General features: G+C 30.4%; 28 protein-coding genes. 15 read left to right on the top strand and 13 right to left on the bottom strand.

The window, feature by feature from the left end:
• Positions 1–187: 187 nt before the first annotated feature.
• Together CAMP18497_RS01080 and CAMP18497_RS01075 are read right to left on the bottom strand one after the other, a co-directional pair.
• Positions 188–1123: a hypothetical protein gene (locus tag CAMP18497_RS01080; protein WP_337212173.1), complete on the bottom strand. Its 936-nt coding sequence runs from the start codon at positions 1121–1123 to the stop codon at positions 188–190.
• A 37-nt stretch (positions 1124–1160) separates the two neighbouring features.
• Positions 1161–2126: a DNA cytosine methyltransferase gene (locus CAMP18497_RS01075; RefSeq protein ID WP_337212171.1), complete on the bottom strand. Its 966-nt coding sequence runs from the start codon at positions 2124–2126 to the stop codon at positions 1161–1163.
• 108 nt (positions 2127–2234) lie between these two features.
• Between CAMP18497_RS01075 and ribD the strand changes: the two genes are divergently transcribed.
• Positions 2235–3227, top strand: a complete 993-nt coding sequence (gene ribD / locus CAMP18497_RS01070) for a bifunctional diaminohydroxyphosphoribosylaminopyrimidine deaminase/5-amino-6-(5-phosphoribosylamino)uracil reductase RibD (protein WP_337212170.1) — start codon at positions 2235–2237, stop codon at positions 3225–3227.
• On the opposite strand, the gene sppA is transcribed toward ribD, so the two are convergent.
• Both sppA and mqnF read right to left on the bottom strand, forming a co-directional pair.
• On the bottom strand, positions 3224–4117 hold the full coding sequence (sppA, locus tag CAMP18497_RS01065) for a signal peptide peptidase SppA (RefSeq protein ID WP_337212169.1): 894 nt from the start codon (positions 4115–4117) through the stop codon (positions 3224–3226). The two genes, ribD and sppA, sit on opposite strands and share 4 nt — an antisense overlap.
• Positions 4105–5328: an aminofutalosine deaminase family hydrolase gene (mqnF, locus tag CAMP18497_RS01060; RefSeq protein WP_337212168.1), complete on the bottom strand. Its 1224-nt coding sequence runs from the start codon at positions 5326–5328 to the stop codon at positions 4105–4107. Before mqnF ends, sppA begins: the two co-directional genes overlap by 13 nt.
• A gap of 88 nt (positions 5329–5416) precedes the next feature.
• Here mqnF and aroQ point away from each other — a divergent pair, with 88 nt between their 5' ends.
• From aroQ to mnmA, 11 genes are read left to right on the top strand one after another with little or no spacing between them, the layout of a single operon-like run.
• Positions 5417–5899: a type II 3-dehydroquinate dehydratase gene (gene aroQ / locus CAMP18497_RS01055; protein ID WP_039625266.1), complete on the top strand. Its 483-nt coding sequence runs from the start codon at positions 5417–5419 to the stop codon at positions 5897–5899.
• Entirely contained in the window at positions 5896–6921 is a 1026-nt protein-coding gene (locus CAMP18497_RS01050) for a M24 family metallopeptidase (protein ID WP_337212167.1), read from the top strand. Before aroQ ends, CAMP18497_RS01050 begins: the two co-directional genes overlap by 4 nt.
• 1 nt (position 6922) lies before the next feature.
• Positions 6923–7396, top strand: coding sequence for a 2-amino-4-hydroxy-6-hydroxymethyldihydropteridine diphosphokinase (folK, locus tag CAMP18497_RS01045; protein WP_337212166.1), 474 nt, complete (start codon positions 6923–6925; stop codon positions 7394–7396).
• 8 nt (positions 7397–7404) lie between these two features.
• The gene (gene flhF, locus CAMP18497_RS01040) at positions 7405–8787 is read left to right on the top strand and encodes a flagellar biosynthesis protein FlhF (protein ID WP_337212165.1); all 1383 of its coding nucleotides are present in this window, start codon (positions 7405–7407) and stop codon (positions 8785–8787) included.
• Entirely contained in the window at positions 8780–9643 is an 864-nt protein-coding gene (flhG, locus tag CAMP18497_RS01035; protein ID WP_039625269.1) for a flagella biosynthesis ATPase FlhG, read from the top strand. Before flhF ends, flhG begins: the two co-directional genes overlap by 8 nt.
• 14 nt (positions 9644–9657) lie before the next feature.
• Positions 9658–10014: a hypothetical protein gene (locus tag CAMP18497_RS01030; protein WP_039617428.1), complete on the top strand. Its 357-nt coding sequence runs from the start codon at positions 9658–9660 to the stop codon at positions 10012–10014.
• Positions 10001–10687 (top strand): RNA polymerase sigma factor FliA, encoded by a 687-nt coding sequence (locus tag CAMP18497_RS01025; RefSeq protein WP_039627867.1) that lies wholly within the window; start codon positions 10001–10003, stop codon positions 10685–10687. The genes CAMP18497_RS01030 and CAMP18497_RS01025 overlap by 14 nt, the downstream gene beginning before the upstream one ends.
• The gene (gene fliM, locus CAMP18497_RS01020) at positions 10687–11778 is read left to right on the top strand and encodes a flagellar motor switch protein FliM (RefSeq protein ID WP_039617431.1); all 1092 of its coding nucleotides are present in this window, start codon (positions 10687–10689) and stop codon (positions 11776–11778) included. The genes CAMP18497_RS01025 and fliM overlap by 1 nt, the downstream gene beginning before the upstream one ends.
• Positions 11768–12607, top strand: coding sequence for a flagellar motor switch protein FliY (fliY, locus tag CAMP18497_RS01015; protein WP_039617433.1), 840 nt, complete (start codon positions 11768–11770; stop codon positions 12605–12607). Before fliM ends, fliY begins: the two co-directional genes overlap by 11 nt.
• Positions 12604–13239 carry a TIGR00730 family Rossman fold protein gene (locus CAMP18497_RS01010; RefSeq protein ID WP_039627868.1) on the top strand — a complete coding sequence of 212 codons (636 nt, stop codon included), beginning with the start codon at positions 12604–12606 and terminating at the stop codon, positions 13237–13239. The genes fliY and CAMP18497_RS01010 overlap by 4 nt, the downstream gene beginning before the upstream one ends.
• Positions 13202–14218 carry a tRNA 2-thiouridine(34) synthase MnmA gene (mnmA, locus tag CAMP18497_RS01005; protein ID WP_337212163.1) on the top strand — a complete coding sequence of 339 codons (1017 nt, stop codon included), beginning with the start codon at positions 13202–13204 and terminating at the stop codon, positions 14216–14218. The genes CAMP18497_RS01010 and mnmA overlap by 38 nt, the downstream gene beginning before the upstream one ends.
• A gap of 170 nt (positions 14219–14388) precedes the next feature.
• Here the strand turns inward: mnmA and CAMP18497_RS01000 are convergent, their stop codons facing one another.
• The 5 genes from CAMP18497_RS01000 to CAMP18497_RS00980 form a co-directional block, all read right to left on the bottom strand.
• The gene (locus tag CAMP18497_RS01000) at positions 14389–14811 is read right to left on the bottom strand and encodes a hypothetical protein (protein WP_337212162.1); all 423 of its coding nucleotides are present in this window, start codon (positions 14809–14811) and stop codon (positions 14389–14391) included.
• A 67-nt stretch (positions 14812–14878) separates the two neighbouring features.
• Entirely contained in the window at positions 14879–15370 is a 492-nt protein-coding gene (locus CAMP18497_RS00995; RefSeq protein ID WP_114640020.1) for a phosphatidylglycerophosphatase A family protein, read from the bottom strand.
• A gap of 2 nt (positions 15371–15372) precedes the next feature.
• A complete protein-coding gene (locus CAMP18497_RS00990; protein WP_337212161.1) occupies positions 15373–16539 on the bottom strand; it encodes a sulfate adenylyltransferase in 1167 nt (388 codons plus the stop codon).
• The gene (locus CAMP18497_RS00985; RefSeq protein WP_337212160.1) at positions 16517–17392 is read right to left on the bottom strand and encodes a hypothetical protein; all 876 of its coding nucleotides are present in this window, start codon (positions 17390–17392) and stop codon (positions 16517–16519) included. The genes CAMP18497_RS00990 and CAMP18497_RS00985 overlap by 23 nt, the downstream gene beginning before the upstream one ends.
• Entirely contained in the window at positions 17389–18504 is a 1116-nt protein-coding gene (locus CAMP18497_RS00980; RefSeq protein ID WP_337212159.1) for a bifunctional 2-C-methyl-D-erythritol 4-phosphate cytidylyltransferase/2-C-methyl-D-erythritol 2,4-cyclodiphosphate synthase, read from the bottom strand. The genes CAMP18497_RS00985 and CAMP18497_RS00980 overlap by 4 nt, the downstream gene beginning before the upstream one ends.
• A gap of 107 nt (positions 18505–18611) precedes the next feature.
• Between CAMP18497_RS00980 and CAMP18497_RS00975 the strand changes: the two genes are divergently transcribed.
• Together CAMP18497_RS00975 and CAMP18497_RS00970 are read left to right on the top strand one after the other, a co-directional pair.
• Positions 18612–19715, top strand: a complete 1104-nt coding sequence (locus CAMP18497_RS00975) for an Mrp/NBP35 family ATP-binding protein (RefSeq protein WP_087700675.1) — start codon at positions 18612–18614, stop codon at positions 19713–19715.
• 10 nt (positions 19716–19725) lie between these two features.
• A complete protein-coding gene (locus CAMP18497_RS00970; protein WP_337212158.1) occupies positions 19726–20889 on the top strand; it encodes a tetrahydrodipicolinate N-succinyltransferase N-terminal domain-containing protein in 1164 nt (387 codons plus the stop codon).
• A 3-nt stretch (positions 20890–20892) separates the two neighbouring features.
• On the opposite strand, the gene CAMP18497_RS00965 is transcribed toward CAMP18497_RS00970, so the two are convergent.
• The 4 genes from CAMP18497_RS00965 to galU all read right to left on the bottom strand — a co-directional run bounded on the left by CAMP18497_RS00965 (position 20893) and on the right by galU (position 24411).
• Positions 20893–21780 (bottom strand): alpha/beta fold hydrolase, encoded by an 888-nt coding sequence (locus tag CAMP18497_RS00965; RefSeq protein ID WP_337212157.1) that lies wholly within the window; start codon positions 21778–21780, stop codon positions 20893–20895.
• A gap of 9 nt (positions 21781–21789) precedes the next feature.
• Complete coding sequence (locus CAMP18497_RS00960; protein ID WP_337212156.1) at positions 21790–22239, bottom strand: Dps family protein; 450 nt, start codon at positions 22237–22239, stop codon at positions 21790–21792.
• A 128-nt stretch (positions 22240–22367) separates the two neighbouring features.
• Positions 22368–23591, bottom strand: coding sequence for a glucose-6-phosphate isomerase (locus CAMP18497_RS00955; protein WP_337212212.1), 1224 nt, complete (start codon positions 23589–23591; stop codon positions 22368–22370).
• Positions 23581–24411, bottom strand: coding sequence for a UTP--glucose-1-phosphate uridylyltransferase GalU (galU, locus tag CAMP18497_RS00950; RefSeq protein ID WP_337212155.1), 831 nt, complete (start codon positions 24409–24411; stop codon positions 23581–23583). The genes CAMP18497_RS00955 and galU overlap by 11 nt, the downstream gene beginning before the upstream one ends.
• Before the next feature lie 74 nt (positions 24412–24485).
• Between galU and CAMP18497_RS00945 the strand changes: the two genes are divergently transcribed.
• Entirely contained in the window at positions 24486–25067 is a 582-nt protein-coding gene (locus tag CAMP18497_RS00945; protein ID WP_337212154.1) for an IMPACT family protein, read from the top strand.
• Positions 25068–25080: the final 13 nt, after the last annotated feature.

Genomic DNA, 25080 nt, shown 5'->3' with positions numbered 1-25080 from the left:
TAAAATTAATGTCTTTGTTTTTTATATGAAAAAGTTTTTTTGAAGTTTAGTGATATATTAAATATAATCTACCTCAAATATTTTCTTTAAAATTTATGATGTAAAACTTTATATGATTTAAAAAAATACAGAAAAAAGATTTTTTAGGGCCAAGCGTAAATATTTTTCATACTCACATCTTTTTAAATTATAAATTTTGCAATAATTCTAATGTAAAATGTGATGAGCTAAATATTCCATCTATGTTTTGTAAATATCTATTTTGTCTATATATTTCATCTGATACAATTAAATATACTCCATAATTACGAATAGCTTTAGCTTTTTCTTCTCCTAAATCTAATCCCAAGGTTATTTCAATCATAACATCTATATTGCTCATTTGACTTGTTTTTATGAATTGTTTATATCTTTCTCTTAAAGTTCTTTTTGCTCCTATTCCATAGGTTTTTCCATTGAGATCAAAAAAGAAATCAAATTCTGTGGAGCTATCGTTTTCATCATGTTTTTTAGTTATCGTTTCGCGGTCAATTCCTATAGATTGTAGTTTTTTGAGTATTCTATCTTCATAGTTATTGCCACTACTACTTATAATAGATTGATTAATGCTTTCATTTAAAATAAGCATAAAAATTTGATTTGGTTCTAAGCCATGTGTTTTTAATTCTTGAGAAAGGCGACAAATACTTAAAAAATACTCTTTATTTATGTTATTATGAAAAAATTGATTATTGTCTATATGATTAAAAAACGCTAATGCTAACAAAGCCCCATTGACTCTAGTTGAATATGGGTTGTATAAAGTTATTTTATCGTATTCTAAAGACAATGGATCTAATCTTGATAATAACTCAGTATTGCTGATTTGCTTTATTTTAGCTAATTCTAGTAATAAATTTTTAATTGAGTAAATTTTTAAAGCAAATACAAACACATTAAAATCTATATTATTTCTAATTTCATAAATAATTTGTTCTAAATAATTCCATTGATTTATACCGTTTTTAGTGTTGAAATTGATATGCTGTTGTAGTTTATGTAAAGAATTTTTACTTTCTGATATATCGTATAGAATGTTTATTATTTGTGTATCTGAAAAATTAATTTTGACTAGACATTTCATAAAAAAGTAAAATTTTAAATTTATATCAAATTTATCGTTATTTATAGTCATTATATAATTCCTTATGAATTAGTTTAGCGATATTTTCAATTACAGGAATAGCTACGCTGTTACCAAATTGTTTATAGCTTTGATTATCACTTGTTATTATTCTAAAACTATCTGGAAAGCCTTGTAGTCTGGCAGCTTCTCTTGGAGTTAGTTTTCTGGGGTTTTTATTTTTTTGCTCAACTAATATCTCAGATCCGTCTTTATAATACCTAGCGCTAATAGTGCTAGTATATTCTGAATTATGATTAAATAGTGAATAACCGAAACCATTACCCTTTTTTTTATGTTCTAATTTTCTGCGTTGATGTCCAGCCCATAATTTATCTGAAATGGTATATTTATCATCTACATTTTTTTCTAAAATATCACCTAGTTTAGATTTTATTTCTATATTTTTTAATTCATCAAAATTAAATGATATATTTTTAAATTTTGCCTTTAAAAAACCTATAATATATATTCTTTCTCTATTTTGTGGCACTCCAAAATTTTTAGCATTTAATACTTCTGAAAAAATATCATAACCCATATCTTCTAAAGTATTTTTTATGATATTAAAAGTTCTTCCCTTATCGTGATTTTTAAAACCTTTAACATTTTCTAAAAAAATAATTTCCGGCTTGTGTTTTTTTGCTATACGTGCAACATCAAAAAATAATGTTCCTCTAGTATCATTAAAGCCTTTTCTAAGGCCAGCAATAGAAAAAGCTTGACATGGAAATCCTGCTAATAATATATTGTGTTTGGGGATATCATTTTCGTTTATTTGTGTTATATCTCCATGTGGTAGCTCATTAAAATTACAAAAATATGTTTGACAAGCAAATTTATCTATTTCTGAAGAAAAAACAAATTCTAGTTTTTCTTGAAATATATTTTTAAATCCTATGCGTATTCCACCAATTCCAGCAAACAAATCAATAGCTTTTAATTTTTTTGTATTATTAATCATATTTTATTGTGTAATCCGTAAATTATAGATAATTAAAATGTATATTATATAATATTAATTATAAAACTAAATATTAGGAATTATTTTACTTATAAACGAAAAGGCAATATGAATCACGAATTTTATATGAATTTAGCCATAGATGAAGCTTGGAAATATCAGCTTTTAACCTACCCTAATCCAGCCGTAGGTTGTGTGATCTTAGATAAAAATGGCAAAATCTTAAGTATAGAAGCGCACAAAGAAGCAGGTAAGGCTCATGCAGAGCTTGAAGCAGTAAGCAAAGCCTTAAAAGCACTTAATCCAAATTTAGATTTACCACAAAATGCAAATGATTTGCATGAGTTTATTTGTCAAAATCATCAGGGGTTATTAAAAGGCGCTAGTGCTTATGTGAGCTTAGAGCCTTGCAATCATCAGGGCAAAACCCCGCCTTGTGCGAAACTTTTTAGCGTGCTTGGTTTTAGCGAAGTTTTTATCGCTACTAAGGATGAGCATAAGCTCGCAAGCGGCGGAGCAGAGTTTTTAATAAATCAAGGCATAAAAGTTCACATGGGAATTTGCGAGCAAAGAGCTAAAGAGCTTTTAAAACCTTTTTTAAAATGGCAAAAATCAAGCTTTAAATTTTTTAAACTAGCCCTTTCTTTAAACGGCTCTGCTTATGGTAAAATCGTAAGTTCTAAAGCAAGTAGAACCTATGCTCATGCATTACGCTCAAAGCTTGAGTTACTTGTAGTAGGTGGAGAAACTATAAGGCATGATAGGCCTATTTTAGATGCAAGGTTAGTTCAGGCTAAAGCGCCAAATTTATGCATACTAAGCCGTCAAAATTTAGAAAGTTTTGATCCAAACATTCCTTTATTTAGCGTAGCTGAAAGAGAAATTTTTACAAGCATTCCTAGCAAAGCAAAGCTCATCATGTATGAGGGCGGGGAGAATTTTTTAAAAGCCTTTAAAGATGAGTTAGATATGCTTTTGATTTTTTCAAGCTCAAATTTAAATACCTTTGAAAATGTTAAGTTAGATTTAAAGCTAAAGCCTTTATATAAAGGCTTTTTAGAAAATGATACTTATGGATTTTATGAGATTATTAAATCTTAGTAGATTTTTTGTGAGCTTACTTGTGTGAAAAATCGTGCTAAAGTGTTAGCAAAAAAGCTAGCGCTTTGCTCTTCTAAACGTTTTAAAAACTTATCTATGGCATCTTCTTTTTGCCAGATAGGGTTTTGTACTTTGGCTAGTTTTTCTACTTCTTTTTTGGCTTGCTCGTAATTACCTATTTTATCAATGAGTTTTAATTTTAAAGCCTCATTTGCTAAAAATACTTTTGCATCAGCCCATGAGTTTGTTTGATTTAAGTCTAATTTACGATTTTTAGCGACAAATTGTGTGAAAAGCTCATAGCTTTGATTAGCTAAATTTTGTAAAAAGTCTTTTTCATCTTCGCTCCATTTACGCATGAAAGTTCCTGCTTCTTTATAACTTCCTGCTTTGATGGTTTGCTCATTTATACCAAGTTTTTGTGCAAGCTCACTTACTTCAAAGCCTTGCATGATTACCCCGATAGATCCTACAAAGCTAGCAGGATTAGCGATGATCATATCAGCTCCCACCGCACTTAAGTAGCTTCCGCTTGCTATAGTTCCACCTGCATAGACTACCACAGGCTTTTTAGCTTTAAGATCTTGTATAGCTAAAGCTATTTCCATGCTTGGTGCAAAAGCTCCACCAGGGCTATCTATAAAAAGTAAAACCCCTTTTATAGCTTTATCCTCTTTGACTTTGTAAATTTGTTCTAAAAGATTACTCGCATCGCTAATTTCGCCTTTAAGGTTAATTTGTGCTAAGTTTGCATTAGAAAGTTTAGTATTATCTCCGCTTGGAGCAAGGATTAAAAATACGATAAATAAAAACACAAAGGTTTTAAAATAAGTGTTGATATAAGAAATGATTTTTCCAATTCCTTTAAAAAATGATTTTATAATTTGCATTCTTTTCCTTCTATAAAAAGTTTTAACACTTCTTTGCTTTGTAAGATAAATTGCAAAGGAAGTTGTTTTAAATTTGTGCTATTTGGTAAAGCAAAAAGACTAAAATCAGCGATTTTGCCTTTTTGAATTTGCCCTAGGTTTAAATTCAAGGCTTTTGCGGCTTTATTTGTTGCCATTAAAAGCAATATTTTAGCAAAATTTTCTAACTCAAGATCATCATGTATAAATAAATTTGCTCTCATTTCATCAAGCACACTTAAAGAAGTATTTGAGCTTAAGCCATCGGTTCCTAGGTGGATATTAACACTATTTTTTAAAGCAGATTTTAATTTAAAAGTATTTTTACTCAAAAGTCTGTTTGAAAAAGCACAATGCGTGATCGAGTGTAAATTTTTATCTAGCAAATCCCATTCTTTAAAATACACACAATGTGTAAATAAAGTCCTTTGACCTTTAAAAAGTTCTAAAAAGCTTTGTGGAGTGTAAAATGGCATAGGATTTTTGCTAAATTTAGCCAAGCTTTTTTTAAAACCACCTTTTTTAAACCTTAGCCAGTTGTTTTCATGATTGCTTTCAAGAAAATGCGTACTTAGTAAATGATCATTTTCTCTAGCAAGTTTTATAGCAAATTTGGCAAGTTTTGGGTGGGTTGAGTAGGGCGCATGCACTGAAATAGCAGGGATAAATTTAGAAGTTTTAAAACTCATGCTTTTTTCATAACGAGTTAAAAATTCTTCTTTTTTAGCTTGGATAAAATTTGCATTTGAACCTAAAATTTCATTGAAAAATACCACTCTAGCTTGTGAATTGACACAAGGGTTTAAATCACTCCCAAAGCTTGAAATTTCTCCTATGGTAGCAGTGCCACTTTTTAGCATTTTATGGATATTTTGTGAGATTAATTTTTCTTTGGCTTTTTCGTTTAATTGCTCGCGGTTATTAAAAACGCTATCAAGCCATTTTAAAAAGTCCCCAAAGACTAAATTTCCATTATTTGCACTAAATTCTAAATGTGTGTGTGGGTTGATAAAAGCAGGTAAAAGTAAGGTATCTTTTGGAGTTGGTATAAGCTTAGCTTGTGGGTAGGATTTTTGTAAATTTTCTAAGCTATCAATTTCTAAAATATTATCATCAAAAAGAACTGCCTTGTCTTCTAAAATATTAAAATCATCATCGCAAGTTAAGATGATTTTAGGTGCTATTATAAACATTTTACCTCCTTTAAAAAGGGAAATTGTAGCTAAAATTTAGCTTTAAAATGCTATAATATAGTAAATTTTACTAAATAAAGGTTAGATTATGAAAGTTATGGTGATACAAGGACCAAACATCAATATGCTTGGTGTGAGAGAAACTCATATTTATGGCAATATGAAAATGGAAGATATCCATGAGCAAATGAAACAAGCTGCAAAACAAGCTAATGTAGAGATTGAGTTTTTTCAAAGCAATTTTGAAGGTGAGCTAGTTGATAAAATTCAAGAATGCTTAGGTAGTGTAGATGGAGTGATTATTAATGCAGCTGCTTATGCACACACTTCTATAGCAATCCGCGATGCGATTGCAGCGATTAATATGCCTGTGATTGAAGTGCATATTAGCAATACTTATAGAAGAGAAGAATTCAGACAAAAAAGCATGATAGCGCCAGTTTGTGCAGGTAGTGTGGTAGGTTTTGGTCCTTTTGGTTATCATATGGCTTTAATGGGACTTTTCCAAATTTTTGATCAAATCAATGCATATAAAGCAGCTCAAGCAAAAGCACAACAAGCAAATCAATGAATTTTATATTAAAAAACGAAAATGCACTTTTTTATGAGTGTGGCTATTCTTGCGATAATGCTTTGTTTTTAAAACTTGAAGATGAAGCATTTTTTATCACTGATGCAAGATATAGCTTTGAAGCTAGCGAAATGATAAAAAATGCTAAGGTAATTTTAGCACAAGATCTTTTTGCTAGCACTAGAGAGCTTTTAGAAAAAGCAGGAATTGATAGAATATGTTTTGATCCAAAAGACTTTAGTTATTTTGAATTTAAAGAACTTAGTAAAAGTGCAAATATCGTTTTTGAAGAAAAATTAGACTTGAGTAAAAACAAACGCATTATAAAAAATGCTAAGGAATTGCAACTTTTGCAAAAGGCTGTAAATTTTGGTAAAGAATGCTTTGAAGAATTTGCTAAATTTATCAGCCAAGAAGGCCATGGAAAAAGCGAAAAAGAATTACATTTTAAAGCATGTGAAATTTTTCAAAAAAAAGGTGCTTTAGGACTTTCTTTTTCACCTATTGTGGCTATTAATGAAAATGCGGCTAAAGCACATGCTTTACCTAGTGATAAATGTTTAGAATATGGAGATTTGTTATTAGTTGATGCGGGTGTAGTTTATCAAAGGTATTGTTCTGATCGCACAAGAACGGCTTGTTTTGATGAAAATGGCATAGTTTTTGATAAAAATAAGCCAAATTTTAAAGATAAAGAAATTATGCAAATTTATGAAGTGGTCAAGCAAGCCCAGCTTCAAGCTATTGAAAAAGCACGCGTTGGTATGATGGCAAGGGAGCTTGATTTTATCGCAAGAGAAGTGATTAAAAATGCAGGTTTTGAAAAAGAATTTATTCATAGTTTAGGACATGGAGTGGGGCTTGATATACATGAGTTACCAAACATTAGTCCAAGAAGTGATTATGAGTTAAAAGAGGGTATGGTATTTACCATTGAACCTGGAATTTATATCAAAGATAAACTTGGCATTAGGATAGAAGACATGGTCTATCTTGATAAAGAAAAGGCAGTGGTGCTATAATTTGCTAATTAAAGGAGCTAGAAGGTTAGAAAAAATTCGTTTTTTTCCTTTTTATTCAAATGCAGATAAAAAAGGAAAATACATAGCCATTATAGGACTTGGAAGCAATATAGAAGATGAGAAAAAACGCTTTCGGAGTTTATTTAGGCTTTTAATGCAAGATAAACGCTTGCAAGTATTGCAAACATCGCCATTTTTGATTAATAAAGCTTTTGGTTTTGAAGAGCAAAAAGACTTTACCAATGCAGTGATGGTTGTTAGCACAAGTTTGCACGCAAGAGCACTTTTAAAAGTTTTGTTTTTTTATGAGTTTAAATTCAAAAGAAAAAGAACTTTTAAAAATGCTCCTAGAACGCTTGATTTGGATTTGTTGTATTTTTCAAAAAAAGCGCGTAAAGATGAGTATTGCACAGTGCCTCATGTAGGGGTAAATGATAGAATTAGCGTAACTTTGCCTTTGGGCTTGTTAAGATAAGGAAAAATATGGGACAATTGATTCATACTTTTACAGTTGAAAGCACAGATGAGATTATACCTAAGGTTAAGCAAGATTATGGCGATAAGGCTTTGATAGTAACTAATAAGCAAATTCGTCCAAAAACCATCAATCAAAAGCCTTTATACGAGGTTATAGTGGCGATTGAAGAAGCTGATTATGAAGAGCATTTAAAACAAAACAATTTACCTATGCCACCAAAGAAAAAACCAAACACAGCAAGTTTTCCTGAGGCTAAAATTCAAGCTCCAAAACTTGAAGATGAAAAAAAAGAAGAAGATGTAGTACTTGATTTTTCTTCAAAAGCTAAGCAAAAACCTATTAATCCTTATTTAAACACAAGCAAAAAAGATGATAATTTTTTAAATTTAAAAAACAAACTTTCTCAAGTTAGTTCAGAAATTAGCAAAGTTTCAAACTATCAAGATTTTTCTATACCAAATCCAAATTATGATAAAAAAATAGAAGCCTTTGAAAAACAAATGAACAAGCTTAATGATAAAATGAATTTGCTTGTGGATATGATGTGGGATGATAAGGCAGATTTACGCAAAGAACTAGCTATACCACCTGAGTTTGCAAGCATTTATAAGCAAGCTAAGGCAAGTGGCATGCAAGAAGCGCATTTAGAAGCGATTATGAAAGCAACTATTGAAAATATGCCAAGCACCATGAAAGCAAATCAAGAAGCAGTGCAAAGGTATTTTTACTCACTTTTGCGTAATATGCTTCCATGTCGTTTAGAAAGTGAAATTAAAAAGCAAAAAATTATGATGTTAGTAGGCCCAACAGGAGTGGGTAAAACTACTACTTTGGCAAAGCTTGCTTTTCGCTATGCTTATGGGGATAGACGCTACAAAACCGGTATTATAACTCTTGATACTTATAGAATAGGCGCAGTAGAGCAGCTTTTTCAATATGCTAAGATGATGAAACTTCCTATTATTGATAGTATAGAGCCAAATGATTTAGATGATGCGATTAGAAGTTTAAATACTTGTGAGGTTATTTTAGTAGATACAACCGGAAATTCACAGTATGATAAAGCAAAACTTGAAAAAACAAAAGAATTTTTATCGCATTCTAATGCACAAATTGATGTAAATTTAGTGCTTTCAGCAAATACAAAATATGAAGATTTATTAGAAACTTATAATAATTTTTCATTTTTAAATATAGACACCTTAATCATTACAAAATTTGATGAAACAAAAGTATTTGGAAATGTGTTTTCTTTACTTTATGAAACTAGCACTCCGATGAGCTTTTTTTCCATAGGTCAAGAAGTGCCTGATGATATAGAAGTGGCTAATAGTGACTTTTTAGTGCGTTGTGTGTTAGAAGGTTTTAAAAGGGATGAAAATGAGTAATCAAGCAGAAAAATTAAAAGATCTAGTAAAAAATGAAAACTCAAATGTAAAACATACTCATTTTATTGCAGTTACTAGCGGTAAAGGTGGGGTTGGAAAAAGTACTTTTAGTGCAAATTTGGGCAACATCCTAGCTAAAAATGGTTATAAAGTAGGGCTTTTTGATGCAGATATAGGGCTTGCAAATTTAGATGTGATTTTAAATGTGCGTGTGGAAAAAAACCTTTTACATGTTTTAAAGGGTGAATGCTCGCTAGAAGATATTTTAATAGAAGTAAAGCCAAATTTATGGCTTATCCCAGGTGAGAGTGGCGATGAAATTTTAAAATACAATGATAAAAATATTTATGAGAGATTTTTAAATCAAACAAGTATTTTAGATGATTTAGATTTTTTAATCATTGATACAGGAGCAGGTATAGGTGGTAATATAGGAAATTTCTTAGAAATGTCTGATGAGGTTATTGTCATCACTGTGCCTGATCCTGCTGCGATTACCGATGCTTATGCTACTATAAAAACCACTTCAAAAACTAAAGAGAATTTATTAATGGTGTTTAATGTTGTTAAAAATGAAAATGAGGCTTTGAGAATTTTTGATAATATTAAAAAAGTAGCAGATATTAACATTAAGCATAATTTAAATTTAGAATTTTTAGGATTTTTAGGTCAAAGTAAAGATATTAGTTCTAGTATTAAAAAAAGAACTTTATTTAGTGATGATGACACTAATGCAAGTGATGAGCTAAAAACCATAGCCTCTAAGCTTTTGTATAGGTTGGAACAAAAAGTGCTTAATAATGTGGGAGATAAAAGCATTATGAGTTTTTTCAAAAAGCTTTTGGATCGTTTTTAGATTGAGGGAAAAAGATGAGACCAGAGAATTTTGTTGCTTTTTTTACTGTTTGTGGTTTTTTTATAGGATTAATGTTTACCATAGTTAATATAGAAGATGCAGTAGAGATAGTTGTATATACTTGTTTGATTACTTTTGTATTTTATGTGTTAATCCATATAGTAATTATGATTTTTGTAGATGTTAATAAAATTAGCGGTAGAAGCTTTAATAAAGAAAAATATGAAAATGAAAATAATAGTTTTATAGCAGAATTAGCCGCAAGAGAAAAGAAAATGGATTACTTGCTTGAAAAACTTCAAGAAGAGCGCGAAGACCTTAAAAAGCTTGAAAGCTCTTCAAAAAGAAAAGTAAAACATGCAGCCGCATAATGCCTATGCTTCTACGCTAAAAAAAGAACAAGATGACTTAGTCATCTCTTATATGCCAGCATTAAGAGCTATGGCTTTTAGACTTAAAGAGCGTTTGCCTGCTAGTATTGATGTAAATGATTTAATTAGTATTGGCGTAGAAGAGATGATCAAACTCTCACGCCGTTATGATAAAGAACAAAATGATAATTTTTGGGGTTTTGCAAGAAAAAGAGTTAATGGGGCTATGCTTGATTATCTAAGAAGCCTTGATGTAATGAGCAGAAGCAATAGAAAAATTATCAAAGATATTGATGCTATTATAGATGAGTTTTATCAAGAAAATGAAAAAGAACCTGATGATGAGTATTTAGCGCAAAGACTAAATTTAGAAGTAGAAAAGGTAAAAGAAGCAAGAGCAGCTCATGCTATATCGCTTGTTATGCCTTTGGATGAACAGCTAAATTGCTTTAACGATAGCAATATCATAGAGCAAATAGAAAAAGAAGAATTAATAGAAAAAATCAATGCAGTTTTGGAAGAATTTAAAGAAAGAGAAAAGCTTGTAATACAGCTTTATTATTATGAAGAATTAAATTTAAAAGAAATCGCAGAGATTTTAGAGATTAGCGAGTCAAGAATTTCACAAATTCATAAGCGTTTGCTTAAGAAGATTAGAGAAAGGCTAGTTTAATGGCTGAGATACTTTCCCAAGAAGAAATTGATGCTCTTTTAGAAGTTGTTGATGATGATAGCGATGAGAGTACAGCTACATCAAAACTAGAAGAAATAGAAGATAAAAGAGATATAGTAGTATATGATTTTAAGCGTCCAAATAGGGTTTCTAAAGAACAACTTCGTTCTATTAAAGGGATTCATGATAAATTAGCAAGAAATCTTGCTTCTCAAATTTCATCTATGATGAGAAGTATAGTTGAGATTAAACTACATTCAGTGGATCAAATGACTTATGGTGAGTTTTTGATGTCTTTACCTTCGCCAACAAGCTTTAACGTTTTTTCGATTAAACCTTTAGATGGAAACTGTGTTTTAGAGATTAATCCAAGTATTGCTTTCCCTATGATAGATAGGCTTTTAGGTGGTCAAGGGGAGAGTTTTGATACCTTAAGAGAGCTTACAGAAATCGAGCTTAATTTGCTTGATTCTATTTTGCGTATTATAATGCAAAGGCTTAAAGAAAGTTGGATGAATGTTACGGAAATTTATCCAAGTGTAGAGGCAAAAGAATCAAGTCCAAATGTTGTGCAAATTGTTTCACAAAACGAGATTGTTATCATGGTGGTAATGGAGATTATCATAGGAAATTCAAGCGGTATGGTAAATATTTGTTATCCTGTTGTGCATTTGGAAAGTATTTTGAGCCGTTTGGCAAATCGTGATATTATGATGGGTGAAACTTCAGCTAAAAAGTCAAGAAATAAAGAACTTAAAACCTTGATCGGTCGTGCTGAGGTAATTTATGAAGCTATGCTTGGTAAAACTTTTATCAATGTGAATGAATTTTTGGATTTAAAACAAGGGGATATTTTAAAACTTGATAGAAGTGCAGATGATAAAGCTATAGTGGCTATTGATAAAAAAGAAGTATTTTTAGCTCAAGTGGGGCTTCATAGATTTAGAAAATCAATTAAAATCTTAGAACTTATCAAAACCGATAAAGATGAGATTAAAGAAATGCTTGAAAAATATGAGGATGAAAGAAGAGCAAAAGCAAATTCGTATGATGATAATGAAGAACTAGAAGAGGAAGACGATGATCAATGATTTTTTAGGCATATTCGTCAATGAATGTGTAAGTACAATAGAAGGTTTAACAGGAAAAAGTGCTGAATTTAGCGAGTATTATGAGTATGATGTAAATTCTCAAGATTCTATGACTCCACCATTAGTTAGCGCTACTTTTAGCGTTAATAATGAAATGAAAATCAAAATCCTAGCAAGTGCGGTTTTAATGAGTGCAATTGGTGAGTGGATGATGGGAGAAGAAGAAATCTCCAAAAACAGTGAGCTAAATGAAGATGAAATGGACGCTGCTAAAGAAGCTATACAAAATATCATTTCAGCATTTTCTACAACCTTAGGCGCACAAAAAGAAATTCCAAAAATGGAGTTTAGTCTAGAAAATTGTGAATTTGTTGCAGATAGCTTAGAACTTGGTGGTTTTCATAAGCTATATTTATACAATGTAAAAATAGCTGATTTAGAAGAAAAAATTTCTTTAGTATTTGATGAGAAAATTTATAAGATTTTAACTAAAACTGACTTAGAAGAAATCGTAGCAACAAATGAAGATCATACGCAAGATCATAAAGCCTTGGCTAATGTAGAAGAGCTAAGAAATATCGGTTTGATCATGGATGTACGCTTACCTATAAGAGTGCGTATAGGTAGTAAAAAAATGCTTTTAAAAGATGTTTTAACCATGGATATAGGTTCGGTTATCGAGCTTGATCAATTAGCAAATGATCCTTTAGAAATTTTAATAGGCGATAAAAAAATTGCTTATGGGGAAGTAGTTATCGTAGATGGAAACTTTGGAGTGCAAATTACTGAGATAGGCTCTAAAAAAGAAAGATTAGAGCAACTAAGATGAAAGAATATATCATTGAAGATATTGCTTATCTTAAAGAATTAGAAAAAATTCAAAAAGGCATAACCTTTTTTGGTTCTGCGCGTTTAAAAGAAGATAATGAGTATTGTATTTTGGCTTCAAAATTAGCTCAAAAGTTAGCAGATTTTGGTTATAGTATCATCAGTGGTGGTGGCGGTGGCATTATGCAAGCTGCTAATTATGGGGCTATGCAAAGTCAAACTTCACATTTAAAATCTTTTGGATTTAATATACATTTACCATTTGAGCAAAAAGCAAATGACTTTTTAGAGTATAATATCACTTTTAAGAGCTTAGCCATTCGCAAAATGGCTCTTATTCAAAAGAGTCTAGCTTTTGTGATTTTCCCAGGCGGCTTTGGAACATTAGATGAATTTTTTGAAATTCTTACTCTTAAACAACTTAGTTTTAAAAAAGATGTTCCTATTATTTTAGTTGGGCAAAAATTTTGGCAACCTCTTGATGAATTTATCAAAACTTCTTTACTAGGACTTGGAACTATATCTAAAAATGATGAGTTAAAGTATAGTATAAGTGATGATTTAGATGAAATTATAAGAATGATAAAGGAAAAAGATGAAAATTCTTGTTGCGATGAGTGGGGGTGTGGATAGTACTGTAACTGCTTATAAGTTAAAGCAAGCAGGACATGAGATCATAGGTTGTTATATGAAGCTTCATGGAAAAGCTAATTATCATGAAGAAAATATACAAAAAGTTGAAAAAGTTGCTAAATTTTTAGACATCAAATATCATATTTTAGACTTACAAGAAGATTTTAAAAATCAAGTTTATATGCCTTTTGTTAATACCTACAAAGAAGGAAAGACGCCAAATCCTTGTGCATTGTGTAATCGCTTTATCAAGCTCGGCAAGCTTTTAGAATTTGCTAAGAGTTTAGGTTGTGAGAAATTAGCCACAGGTCATTATGCAAGGATAGAAAATGGTTTGATTAAAACTGCAGTTGATGAGAGTAAGGATCAAAGCTATTTTTTAGCAAATGCAGATAAAGAGGCTTTAGAGTATTTGATTTTCCCTCTTGGGGAGATGAAAAAAGAAGATGTGAAAAAATTTGCTTCTACAATCGATGTTTTAAAATCTTTTGCAACACAAAAGGAAAGTTCTGAGATTTGTTTTGTGGAAGATACTTATGTGCAAGTTTTAGATCAGTTTATGGATACTAAAATTCCAGGTATTGTAAGAGATAGTAGTGGCAAAGAAGTAGGAAAACACGAAGGTTATATGCACTATACAATAGGTAAAAGAAGGGGTTTTGAGGTGCGTGGGGCTCATGAGCCACATTTTGTATTAAAAATTGATCCTAAAAAAAATGAAATCATAGTAGGTAAAAAAGAAGAGCTTAGGATAAGTGAATTTAAGCTTGATAATATTAATTTATTTATCGATGCTAAAGAAATAGATTGTGAAGTAAAAATACGCTATAGATCAAGATCAACCCCGTGTAAAGTTTTGATTAATGAAGATAAGAGTGCAAAAATCATCTTACAAGAGCCTGTTTATGGACTTGCTAGCGGACAAATGGCAGTATTTTATGATAAAGATTTGGTTCTTGCTAGTGGATTTATAAATTAACGCTAAAGGGTTGCACCCCTTTGGCGTTGCACCCTTTATACTAACTTTTTTTTAAAAATTAAAATTATTTTATTGTAATAAAAAATAAGAAAATTGTGGTTGAGGTTTTTCTAAGATAGATTAAGCAAATCTTGTCTTAGAAAAATTATATCGCATTTGATAGGTTGATCTTATTCAGTCATATCAACAATTGCTCCACTATTTTGACATCTTTCTTTATTCCATTTTATTGTATCACACATGCCATAAACTATTTCATGTTTATTCAAATCGCCATTTTTATAGTTGATATAAACAACATCTCCATATTCTATTTCGCCTCTTGCAACTTCTTTAGCTAATTCATCTTGAGTCGGTTTTATCTCTTCAAAATCTTCAGCTACTTCAGGGTGTTTTTCTTTTAAGGCATTTAAATCAACATCTTTAAGGCTTTTTATCACAACATTAGAGCCATAATCTTTTTTTAAAGTTTTAATGAATAAATCATAACCACCTTTAGAACCCCTACTTGAATCATATTTATAATCTACTCCATTAGCACATGCTATAAAAGAAATTAATGCTAAAGCACCAAACATTGTTTTTTTAATCATTTTTATCCTTTTCATTTTAGTTTGTGAAGTTTATCATAAATGAAGTTAAATCAAAAAAATTATGGAGTTAAAATATCTCCATAATGCTTATATCAAACCATAAAAGATCAAATTTAAGTAAAATTCCATAAATCACAGCGCTAAATAAACCTGCGAAAATTCCTGCTAAAACATCATCTAGCATTACACCTAAACCACCTTTGGTTTTTTTGTCGATTTTACCTATGATAGATGGTTTTGTGATATCAAAAAATCTAAACAAAACAAAAGAAAGTAAAAAAGTAAAAACACTCTGTCCGCAAATTGCCAAAGCTAAAAACACCCCAACAACTTCATCTATAACGATGTGTTTATCATCGTGTTTGCCTGTTTGTTTTTCGTATTGGTCGATGACTTTAATAGAGATTAAAAAAAGTAAAATCGCTACTAAAATCAAAGTTTCTATACCCAAATACCTTAAAATAAAAAAAGCAGGGATTAGCGCTGCTATCGTGCCAAAAGTTCCTGGAGCTTTATTAACACTACCTGAATAAAAAAAAGTTAAAAATAATTTTTGCATGATTACACCATATATGACATTTGATGAAGTTTTATAAGTTGCTCATAAAATTCTTTGTCGCTTCGATATTCTAAAATACCATGCGTAGGGAAAAGATTGCTATAGATATTTTGTTTATTATGAAAGCGATTTGGAAAAAGCTCAGATAAAATCAAAGCTGAAATTTCTCTTCTTATAAAAACTGCTGGTGGAATGATACCAAGTCTGAGTAAATTTTTTAAAGAATCGCCATGGTATTTCATATGATGATGAGCTCCATGCGGGCATGATTTGGTGCTTACTATCATTTTGCACTCATCGCAAAATACAAATTCAGGAAGTATAGTTACTTCTATATTATAATCTTTTGCAAAATCATCAAGCACGGTAAAGGCTCTGTTTTGATTAAAATACATTCCAAGTCCTGCGTGATTTTGTCCTACAAAAAGTTTATTACAGTCAAAACTTTTAGCCAAAGCACACTCAAGAACAGGATTTAAATGCGAGGCAAAAATTTTGATATTATGTAAAGGTATGAGTAAAACCCTAGAAGATGGTAAGTAATTTTGCGCAAAAACATCAAAACAACGCTTTTTAAGTTTTAAGCTCAAACCGTTATTTTCATAAGATTCTATAAGGAAAATAATCACTAGATCAGATTGCTCTATAGCCCATCTTAAAATTCTCTCATGTGCCCTATGAAAAGGATCAAAACTTGAAACAATGGCGGTAATATTAGAAGGATTTAATCTTTTTTTGATTTTTTCAAAATCTTCTTTAATAGCTTTGATATGATTATGATAAATTTCAAATTCCCCACTAATGCAAGTTTTTCCAAAATCATCAATTAAACAAGCATTGGGTCTAAAAATATCATTGCTGTTTTTATCATTTTCAAATTTACTTTCTAAGATGATATGTCCTATGGTTTTATCATTGCAGATAAAATCTATTTTATCGCCAACTTTTGCATTTTCTAAAATTGTATTATTTTCTTTTGTGCTAGCGGGTGCAAAGGTTAGAGTGTAAGGAATCTTTTGATTATGGATCATTCCAGTAGCTAGAACTTCATCTCTTTCTTTTTGGTTCATCAATTTAGTAAAAGAACCAAAAATTCCTTCTTTGATAAAGCATAAAACCTCGTATTCTTCCTCTGAGATTATAATGCTATTTTTTCTTTGTAATGCCATATTTTTTCCTTTTTTCCCATAAAGACTTTCTTGAAATTCCTAACTTTTTAGATAAATCCGTATCAGGAAAGACGTTTTGATAACTAATGATAATGTGTTTAACATAATCATCAATAGTTAAAATCCCATTGCTTTCAAAGCTTTTTTCATCTTCATTTAGTTCTAAAATTTGGAAATCACTATGCTCGATATTCGCACTTGTATGTATAATAACAGCTTTTTTTAAAGCAAGATTTAACACTTTCTCTTTTTCTAAAGGTTTTAAGGTTTGAAAATTGACTAAATAATATAAAGAATTATCCTTAAAAATCTTATCTAAATTTTGTTGGTGTGAAAGATCTATATAGATATTTGCGATATTATGTTCATTAGTATAATTAAACACAAAATGATCAGCAAAAATTTGATTGTTAGCTTTTAAAATCAAAGGCAATTTAAATTTCTTATAATCAAAACTTGGTAATTTTGCTGTTTCAAATTTATGTTTTAAGTAAGATTGATAAGTATGATTTAAAATACTTATTTTTTTAAATTGTTGAAAATGCTTTATTTTACGCATTAATTCTTCTATCATGAAAGGCTTTTGTATATAATCACTCGCCCCAGCTTTTAATGGTGCTAAAACAGTATCTGAGCTTATGTAAGATATAAGTAAAATAATGATTTTATGCTTAAAAATTTCTATAGTATGTTCAAAATTAGCCATACTAGTAGAAAGTAAAATGATTTCATAATCATGATGAGCAAGTTCATTAACATTTGCGATAATATCACAATCATAACCTATAGAATTAAGCTTTGAACCTATACTTTGAGCTAAATAAAATTCATTTTCTACTATTAAAACTTTCATAATTTCATCCAATCAAAATATTTTAAATTTACACTTGCTAAAACCGCAATACCTTCTTTTCTTCCTACAAATCCTAGATGTTCTGTGGTGGTGGCTTTGATATTGATTTTGTTAGGCGTAGTTTTTAATGTTTTAGCGATATTAAAAGCAATAGCTTCTTTAAAATCTTTCATTTTAGGTGTTTGAGCTATGATAGTAATATCAGCATTTGCAAGTTCAAAACCATAATTTTGCACCAAAGTATAAGCATTTTGCAATAAAAGCATAGAATCAGCATTTTTATACTGCATATCATTATCTGGGAAAAGTTCGCCAATATCTCCAAGCCCTGCTGCACCCAAAAGCGCATCAATTAGTGCATGAGCTAACACATCTCCATCAGAATGAGCTTTTAAACCCATGCTTTCATGTATTTTTACTCCACCCAAAAGCAAGGCTCTTTGCTCTCCAAATTCATGCACATCAAAGCCATTTCCATTAAAAATATCCCAAGATGGTTTTGGTAAATTTAAGCTTTTTAAATCTTCTTTAAAGGTAATTTTTTTAGCTAACTCATCACCTTGCACATACCAAATTTTACCACCAATAGCCTGTATAGCTGTGCTATCATCAGTGAAGTTTGAGTTTTGTTCTAAAGCTTTTTTTAATATACTTGTGCGCGAAAGTTGAGGGGTTTGTATGAGTTTGATTTTATCTCTATCGATAGCTTCTTGAGCATAAATTGTAGTATCGCTTACTTTTAAAACAGGTGTAATACAATCAGCTTTGTCATGATTTTCTATGATATTATTAAAAAGGTTTTTAGAAATTAAAACCCTTGCAACATCACTAACTAAAACATATTCACTCTCAACCATGCTTAAAGCATTGAGTAAAGATTGTGCTCTAGTTGCACCACCTTGAACAAATTTATATTCAGGGGCAAATTTTTTCATATAAGAAATATTACCAGAAGTAACAACTATTTGTTTAAAAGGATAAAAAGAACTTAAATTTTTAGTAGCATAAAGCCATAAAGGTTGTTCGCCTAGTCGTAAAAACTGCTTTTTTACCGGAGCATTAAATCTTGATGATTCTCCTGCAGATAGCATTATCAAGGAAATATCTAACATTTGTTACACCTTAATTTCTTATTAATGTTACGATATTATACACAATAAAAGCCAAAATTTATATTTATGTTAGTAGAATTAATCATTTTAAATAATAAGGAGAAAAATTGAAGGAAAAAATTGAAGAAAGACTAAAACAAGTTATATATCCAGGTTTTAAAAAAGATATAGTTAGTTTTGGTTTTGTAAAAAAAATTGAATCAAACGAAAATCAAGCTCATATTGTAGTTGAAATCGTTTCAGCTAATGCTCAAATCGCACAAGAGCTTAGACTAAATATCGCAAATGCTTTAAAAGATTTAAATTTAGAGCTTAATTTAGAAATCATTCAACCAAAAATTCCTGAAGAAAAAAGCAATTCAAGAAGTGGTAAAAATATCGCTCCACAAATTAAAAATTTCCTTATGATTTCAAGTGGTAAAGGTGGAGTAGGTAAAAGTACTACAACTTTAAATTTAGCGATTTCTTTGGCTAAAATGGGTAAAAGAGTAGGGCTTTTAGACGCAGATATTTATGGGCCAAATATACCAAGAATGCTAGGTGAGAGTAAAAGCAAACCCGAAATTGTAGGTCAAAAAATTCGTCCTATTTTATCTCATGGGGTTTATATGATGAGTATGGGTGTGCTAATAGAAGAGGGTAAAGGTTTGATGTGGCGTGGTTCTATGATTATGAAAGCGATTGAGCAACTTTTAGCTGATGTGCTTTGGCCTGAACTTGATGTATTATTACTTGATATGCCTCCAGGAACAGGTGATGCACAAATTACCTTAGCTCAAAGCGTGCCAGTGAGTGCGGGTGTGTGTGTAAGTACTCCTCAAGTAGTATCTTTGGATGATAGCAAAAGGGCGCTAGATATGTTTGAAAAATTACACATTCCTGTTGCGGGTATTATAGAAAATATGAGTGGCTTTTTATGCCCTGATAATGGTAAAGAATATGATATCTTTGGTAAAGGCACTACAGAAGAAATGGCAAAAGCTTATAAATGTGAAGTTTTAGCTCAAATTCCTATCGAAATGAGTGTAAGAGAAGGTGGAGATAGCGGTAAGCCTGTGAGTTTTTATATGCCTGAGAGTGTAAGTTCAAAAAGATATTTGCAAGCTGCTGAAAAAATTTGGGAATTTATAGAAAAGGTTAATCAAGAAGGTAAAGTAGATAATTCAGCTATTCAACCTATAATGAATGGCAAAAGTGCGTGCTCGCAATAAGGAGGAAAATATGCCAATAGAAAGTAAAGAAGAATTTTTAAATTTAATCAAGCAAATCGAACAAAGGATTAATTATAAAAAGCCTAAAGCTTTTGCTATAGCAAGACTTGATCTAAGTCAAGTTGATCCTAGTAAAAAACTTCAAGCTAATTTTGGTGTGATTAATTTTGAGCAAAATTATGCTGCTGCAGCTGTTATGTTTGAAGCTTTTTTTAGAAGAGGGGTTGATGTTGATTTTAATGAAAGTGAGTTTGTGGCTACTTTGATTAAAGAAGATTTGGATTTTGCGCTTGAATGCTTTGCGCCATTTTTACAAGAGCAAGGCCATAAAAATATAGAAGCAATCAAAGCAGCAAAGGAAAATTTTAGAGAAAATGCTTTTTCTTTTGTTTGTATTTTTGAAGATGAAGCACCAAAAAGTTTAGAAAGTGTGTATTTAAAACTTTACTTGCTTTCCAATAAAAAAGTGCCTTTAAGAAGCTTAAATTTAACAGGTGCTTTTGGGATTTTACCAAATGTTGCATGGAGTGATAATAAGCCTATTGATTTAGACTTTTTAAGAGAAAATGAGATTGATTTAAAAATGAGTGGAAGATATCCAAGGATTGATTATGTAGATAAATTTCCAAGATTTTTAGCCCATATCATTCCTGAGGATAATACTAGAATTTTAGAAAGTTCTAAAGTAAGAATGGGTGCGGTTTTAGCTGCAGGTACTACTATAATGCCAGGGGCTGCTTATGTGAATTTTAATGCAGGTACAACTGGAGCTTGTATGGTAGAAGGGCGTATTAGTTCATCAGCTGTTGTGGGCGAAGGTAGCGATGTAGGAGGTGGTGCTTCTATACTTGGTGTTTTAAGTGGTACAAGTGGTAATGCTATTAGCATTGGTAAAGCTTGTCTTTTGGGTGCAAATTCAGTTACTGGAATTCCTTTAGGGGATAATTGTATCGTTGATGCAGGCATTGCTGTTTTAGAAGGGACTAAATTTGCTTTAAAAAATAAAGAAGAACTTCAAAAAATCAATCCTGATTTTAAATTTGATAAAGATATATACAAAGGTTTAGAATTAGCAGGATTAAATGGCTTGCATTTTAGACAAGATTCTCAAAGTGGAGTGATGATAGCAGCTTTTAATAAAAAGGCTGTAAAACTTAATGAAGATTTACATTAGTTCTTAGCCCTTATGGGTTAAGAATTTTAATAATTCATGTAGCTTATAAATACACACGCTAGGATGATGTTTAATACTTCCTATATGTAGTAAAATCTCTTTACTATCTTTTTTATAGAGCTTTTGTACAAAATTAAAATTCCACCACTTGTAAGTTTTGAAATTTAAATTATGGGTGGTATTTATATGAAAATTTATATAAGAATGGTTTTTGAAATTTTGTTTTAAACCAGGTGCTTGAAAGGCATAGACTTCTTTTACCACGCTAGGAAAGGTTCTTGCAAAAGTTTGAGCTAGATATCCTCCTAAAGAATGCCCTATGATGATGAGCTTTTTATCAATGGTGTATTTTTGCTTGAGTTGATTGTAAAAATACTGCATGGATTGAATTTGGCCTTTTGGAGTTTTGTTAAGTAAAATCAAAAAATCACTATAAAGATCTTTAAAATCAAAACACAAAGGATTTAAATCACTTCCTGCAAAGGCTAAAATATAGTTTTTTCTTTTTTTATCATAAATAAAACTAGCTCTAAAACCCATTTTAGATTGAGGGTGTGTTTCGTTGATGTGTTCAAGTATTTCATAATTTTTTACAAATTTTAAAGCTAAAAATGCATTATTTAAACCACCTACGGGGATTTTTTCTTTTTTATAAGAAGGATTAGTTAAAGCTTTTATAATGGCTTTGTATTTTTGCAAACCTTCTTTTTGTAAGCTTTGATTTAAATATACATTAGCACAATAAGCTACCAAACTATAATCATATAATTTTTGCAATAAATCGATATTTTTTTCAAAATGAGCGTAGAGTTTTAATAAGAGTAGTTTTTCTTGAGAGGTTAAATTTGTTTTTTGACTTAAAGCAATAAAGCTTTGCAAGTCAAAAAACATTATAAATTCTTACATAGAGCAAGTATTTTGGATAGTTGAATTAAGCATCCAAAGAACTTTTTCATATTTTGCAATATTTTCTTGAGCAAATGCTGCTGTTGTAGTATCGCTTGCTTTTTCAGCTTCTTCATTTAGCTTTTTAAATTCATCCAAAAGATATTTATAATCTTCTCTAATAAGCTCTAAAACTTCTGCTGGAGTAAAGCAGTCTTTTTGAACCTTAGGTGCTTTTGCATTTTCTAATAAAGTGTTTGGGCAAACGATAGCTTTTTCTCCTAGTTGTAAAGCTCTTTCAGCACAATCATCAAAAAGCTCTGCCATTTCTTCGTAAGCTTTTTCTGTGTATTCATGAATTGAGAAAAACTGTAAACCTTTTACATTCCAGTGATAATTATGAAATTTAATCCATAAACTATGAGCATCCGCTTGTAATTGTAATAATTGTTTTGTTACTGACATGTTATCTCCTTTTTTATTTTTAAAATTATAACATAAAATTCTTAAATAATAATAATTATTATCTAATAAATTTTAATGTTAATAATTATTATATTTTCATTATACTCTTTTTTTACAATAAAGCAAATTTATTTACTTAACATATTTTTGAGTATTAATTTTCCTACCTCTACACCAGGTTGATCATAAGTATTAATTCCAAGCATAATGCCACATGCAGAAGTAAATAACTCATAATAATACATCAAATACCCACAATGATAAGCATCTAATTTTTCAAGTTCTATTACATCAACACTTAAATTTTCAGCAATTAATGCATGCATGGTTGCATCACATTGTGCGTTTAAAAGATCATGTAAATTAACTTCATTGGTAAAATCACAATTTTGTAAATGATTAAAGCTTATATTTGGGATACTAGGAGATTTTTGACTATCTTTGATTTTTAAAAAAGTAACAGTTTTATCTTTAGGTCCATCCATGATAAGTTGTAAAAAGCTATGCTGATCTCTAGCACCAATTAAAGCAATAGGAGTTAAACCTATGCGTTTAAAGCCTTGTTTTTTACCTAGACTTTCGGCAATTAGTTGAATATACCATTCATTAAAGCCCTTAAAAGCATCTCCATAAGAAAAAAGCACATTAATATGCGCACTTTTATGCGTGCAATAATGATAAGCCTTTTGCAAAATTTGATCACATTTTTTCTCAAAAAAATCCACATAACAAGCTTTTGCACCTTCTAATAAGGCTTTGGTATCATACCCGCAAAAGTTCAAAGGAACAATACCAATAGCAGATAAAACACTGAATCTACCTCCAACATTTTTTGGTATAAAAAAGCATTTTATGTTTAATTCTTCACCTAGTTTGTGAAGTTTTGATTCAAAATCAGTAATAAACACAAAGTTTTCATGCAAATTTTCATTTTTAAAATCAAAATGAGCAATGATGAGTTTAAATAAAGAAATCACCTCTATAGTTGTACCTGATTTGCTTGCTATGATGAAAAGTGTTTTTTGGGGATTTGTTTTTTGCATAGTTTGGGTAAAAGTATGTGAGGAGGTATTATCAATAATAAAAAGTTTTTTTTCTTCTACTTGATCAAATAAAAGCTCTTTTAAAGCTTTAACTCCACAACTTGATCCACCCATACCTACTAAAACAATATTTTCTATATGAGTTTTAGTGGCGATAAATTCTTTGCTTTCTTTAATTAAATCAAAGCTTGTATCTACTAAGTGATAATACCCTATATCGCCACTTTCTAACTCATCATTCATTCTATTTGCATAAGCGGTGATTTTTTTAAAATCTTGGGTTTTAAAAAATAAAGTATTATTTAGCATTTTTACTTTTCTCATAAAAATAATTTGTCGCTTCCACAAAGCCTTCTACGTTTCCACAATCAAACCTTTTTCCTTTGAATTTATAAGCTAAAACCATATTATTAGTTGCTTGTGAAAGTAAGGCATCGGTTAGTTGAATTTCCCCGTTTTTACCTGCTTTAGTATTTTCTAAAATGCCAAAAATATCAGGCGTTAGAATGTATCTTCCTATGATAGCTAAGTTGCTTGGAGCATCTTTTGGATCAGGTTTTTCTACCATAGAATTTACCATGATCAAATCCTCTTCCACAGCATTTCCTGCTATAACCCCATAGTTTGAAACTTGATCAGCTTCAACTTCCATCACAGCTATAACAGAGCAGCGGTATTTTTCATAAATTTTTACCATTTGAGCTAGGACATTTACCCCATCTTCATTTACACATAAATCATCTGCTAAAATCACTCCAAAAGCTTCATCTTGCACTAAAGGCTTTGCCTTTAAAACCGCATCTCCTAAGCCTCTCATTTCATTTTGTCTTGTAAAAGTAAAAGTGCAGCGATCTATGAGTGTTCTTATTTCACTTAAAAGATATTCTTTTTTAGTGCCTGCGATTTGATGTTCAAGTTCATAAGAAATATCAAAATAATCCTCCAAAGCTCTTTTTCCACGCCCTGTAACAAATCCCATGGTTTCCATACCAGCTTCTAAAGCTTCATCTACACCATAGTGAATTAAAGGTTTAGTTAGTATAGGTAGCATTTCTTTAGGTAGGGTTTTTGTAGCAGGTAAAAATCTAGTACCATAACCTGCTGCAGGAAAAATACAAGTTTGAAGCATAGTTTATCCTTAAATTTTTATAAGTTGTTTTGATTATAATTTTATTTAAATATTATAGCTAAATTAAGGAAAATATGAAAACCATTGATCAAATTTATCAAGCAAAAATAGAAATCAAAAAATCAACTTTTTTGTCTTTTTTATGTCCTTTTGAAGATTTTCAAACTTTAATGCAAAAGCTAAGAAACGAGCATTTAAAAGCTGTGCATTTTGTATATGCTTATAGGTATTTGAATGAATTTGATCAAATCATAGAAGATAAAAGCGATGATGGTGAGCCAAAAGGAACTTCTGCCATGCCTTGTTTGAATGTCTTAAGAGGGGCTTTGCTTGTTAATTGCGCGGTGATTGTGGTGCGTTATTTTGGAGGGGTTAAACTTGGTACAGGTGGTCTTGTAAGAGCTTATAGTGAAGCTACAAATGAAGCTATTTTAAATGCAACGCTTTTAGAATTTGAAGCTAAAAATATTTTAAATTTAAACATTCCTTTTCATCTTTATGCAAGATTTGAGCATTTTTTAAATAAAAATAACATTTCATATGAAAAAAAATTTCAAGAAAATGTTGAACTGATTTTAAGTGTTAATGCAAAAGAAGAAGAGGAATTTAAAAAATTTGCAAAAGAGTTTGAATTTAGCGGACTTATTTGGAAGTAAGCGTTTGCTTACT

It is taken from the genome of Campylobacter sp. W0066.1, from assembly GCF_024723635.1.
Taxonomy (GTDB): Bacteria; Campylobacterota; Campylobacteria; order Campylobacterales; family Campylobacteraceae; genus Campylobacter_D; species Campylobacter_D lari_C.
This window is presented reverse-complemented; position numbering and strand designations above follow the sequence as displayed.

Bases quoted from the DNA above. Each gene is read 5' to 3' on its own strand.
- CAMP18497_RS00955 (WP_337212212.1), bottom strand. From the start codon at position 23,591: ATGCTAAATAATACTTTATTTTTTAAAACCCAAGATTTTAAAAAAATC.
- CAMP18497_RS01025 (WP_039627867.1), top strand. From the start codon at position 10,001: ATGCAGCCGCATAATGCCTATGCTTCTACGCTAAAAAAAGAACAAGAT.
- flhG (WP_039625269.1), top strand. From the start codon at position 8,780: ATGAGTAATCAAGCAGAAAAATTAAAAGATCTAGTAAAAAATGAAAAC.
- flhF (WP_337212165.1), top strand. From the start codon at position 7,405: ATGGGACAATTGATTCATACTTTTACAGTTGAAAGCACAGATGAGATT.
- CAMP18497_RS00995 (WP_114640020.1), bottom strand. From the start codon at position 15,370: ATGCAAAAATTATTTTTAACTTTTTTTTATTCAGGTAGTGTTAATAAA.
- ribD (WP_337212170.1), top strand. From the start codon at position 2,235: ATGAATCACGAATTTTATATGAATTTAGCCATAGATGAAGCTTGGAAA.
- CAMP18497_RS00960 (WP_337212156.1), bottom strand. From the start codon at position 22,239: ATGTCAGTAACAAAACAATTATTACAATTACAAGCGGATGCTCATAGT.
- CAMP18497_RS00985 (WP_337212160.1), bottom strand. From the start codon at position 17,392: ATGAAAGTTTTAATAGTAGAAAATGAATTTTATTTAGCTCAAAGTATA.
- galU (WP_337212155.1), bottom strand. From the start codon at position 24,411: ATGCTTCAAACTTGTATTTTTCCTGCAGCAGGTTATGGTACTAGATTT.
- CAMP18497_RS01080 (WP_337212173.1), bottom strand. From the start codon at position 1,123: ATGAAATGTCTAGTCAAAATTAATTTTTCAGATACACAAATAATAAAC.
- CAMP18497_RS01050 (WP_337212167.1), top strand. From the start codon at position 5,896: ATGAATTTTATATTAAAAAACGAAAATGCACTTTTTTATGAGTGTGGC.
- mnmA (WP_337212163.1), top strand. From the start codon at position 13,202: ATGAAAATTCTTGTTGCGATGAGTGGGGGTGTGGATAGTACTGTAACT.
- CAMP18497_RS01030 (WP_039617428.1), top strand. From the start codon at position 9,658: ATGAGACCAGAGAATTTTGTTGCTTTTTTTACTGTTTGTGGTTTTTTT.
- mqnF (WP_337212168.1), bottom strand. From the start codon at position 5,328: ATGTTTATAATAGCACCTAAAATCATCTTAACTTGCGATGATGATTTT.
- CAMP18497_RS01000 (WP_337212162.1), bottom strand. From the start codon at position 14,811: ATGATTAAAAAAACAATGTTTGGTGCTTTAGCATTAATTTCTTTTATA.
- fliY (WP_039617433.1), top strand. From the start codon at position 11,768: ATGATCAATGATTTTTTAGGCATATTCGTCAATGAATGTGTAAGTACA.
- CAMP18497_RS00970 (WP_337212158.1), top strand. From the start codon at position 19,726: ATGCCAATAGAAAGTAAAGAAGAATTTTTAAATTTAATCAAGCAAATC.
- aroQ (WP_039625266.1), top strand. From the start codon at position 5,417: ATGAAAGTTATGGTGATACAAGGACCAAACATCAATATGCTTGGTGTG.
- CAMP18497_RS00980 (WP_337212159.1), bottom strand. From the start codon at position 18,504: ATGTTAGATATTTCCTTGATAATGCTATCTGCAGGAGAATCATCAAGA.
- fliM (WP_039617431.1), top strand. From the start codon at position 10,687: ATGGCTGAGATACTTTCCCAAGAAGAAATTGATGCTCTTTTAGAAGTT.
- CAMP18497_RS00965 (WP_337212157.1), bottom strand. From the start codon at position 21,780: ATGTTTTTTGACTTGCAAAGCTTTATTGCTTTAAGTCAAAAAACAAAT.
- CAMP18497_RS00945 (WP_337212154.1), top strand. From the start codon at position 24,486: ATGAAAACCATTGATCAAATTTATCAAGCAAAAATAGAAATCAAAAAA.
- sppA (WP_337212169.1), bottom strand. From the start codon at position 4,117: ATGCAAATTATAAAATCATTTTTTAAAGGAATTGGAAAAATCATTTCT.
- CAMP18497_RS00990 (WP_337212161.1), bottom strand. From the start codon at position 16,539: ATGGCATTACAAAGAAAAAATAGCATTATAATCTCAGAGGAAGAATAC.
- CAMP18497_RS01010 (WP_039627868.1), top strand. From the start codon at position 12,604: ATGAAAGAATATATCATTGAAGATATTGCTTATCTTAAAGAATTAGAA.
- CAMP18497_RS01075 (WP_337212171.1), bottom strand. From the start codon at position 2,126: ATGATTAATAATACAAAAAAATTAAAAGCTATTGATTTGTTTGCTGGA.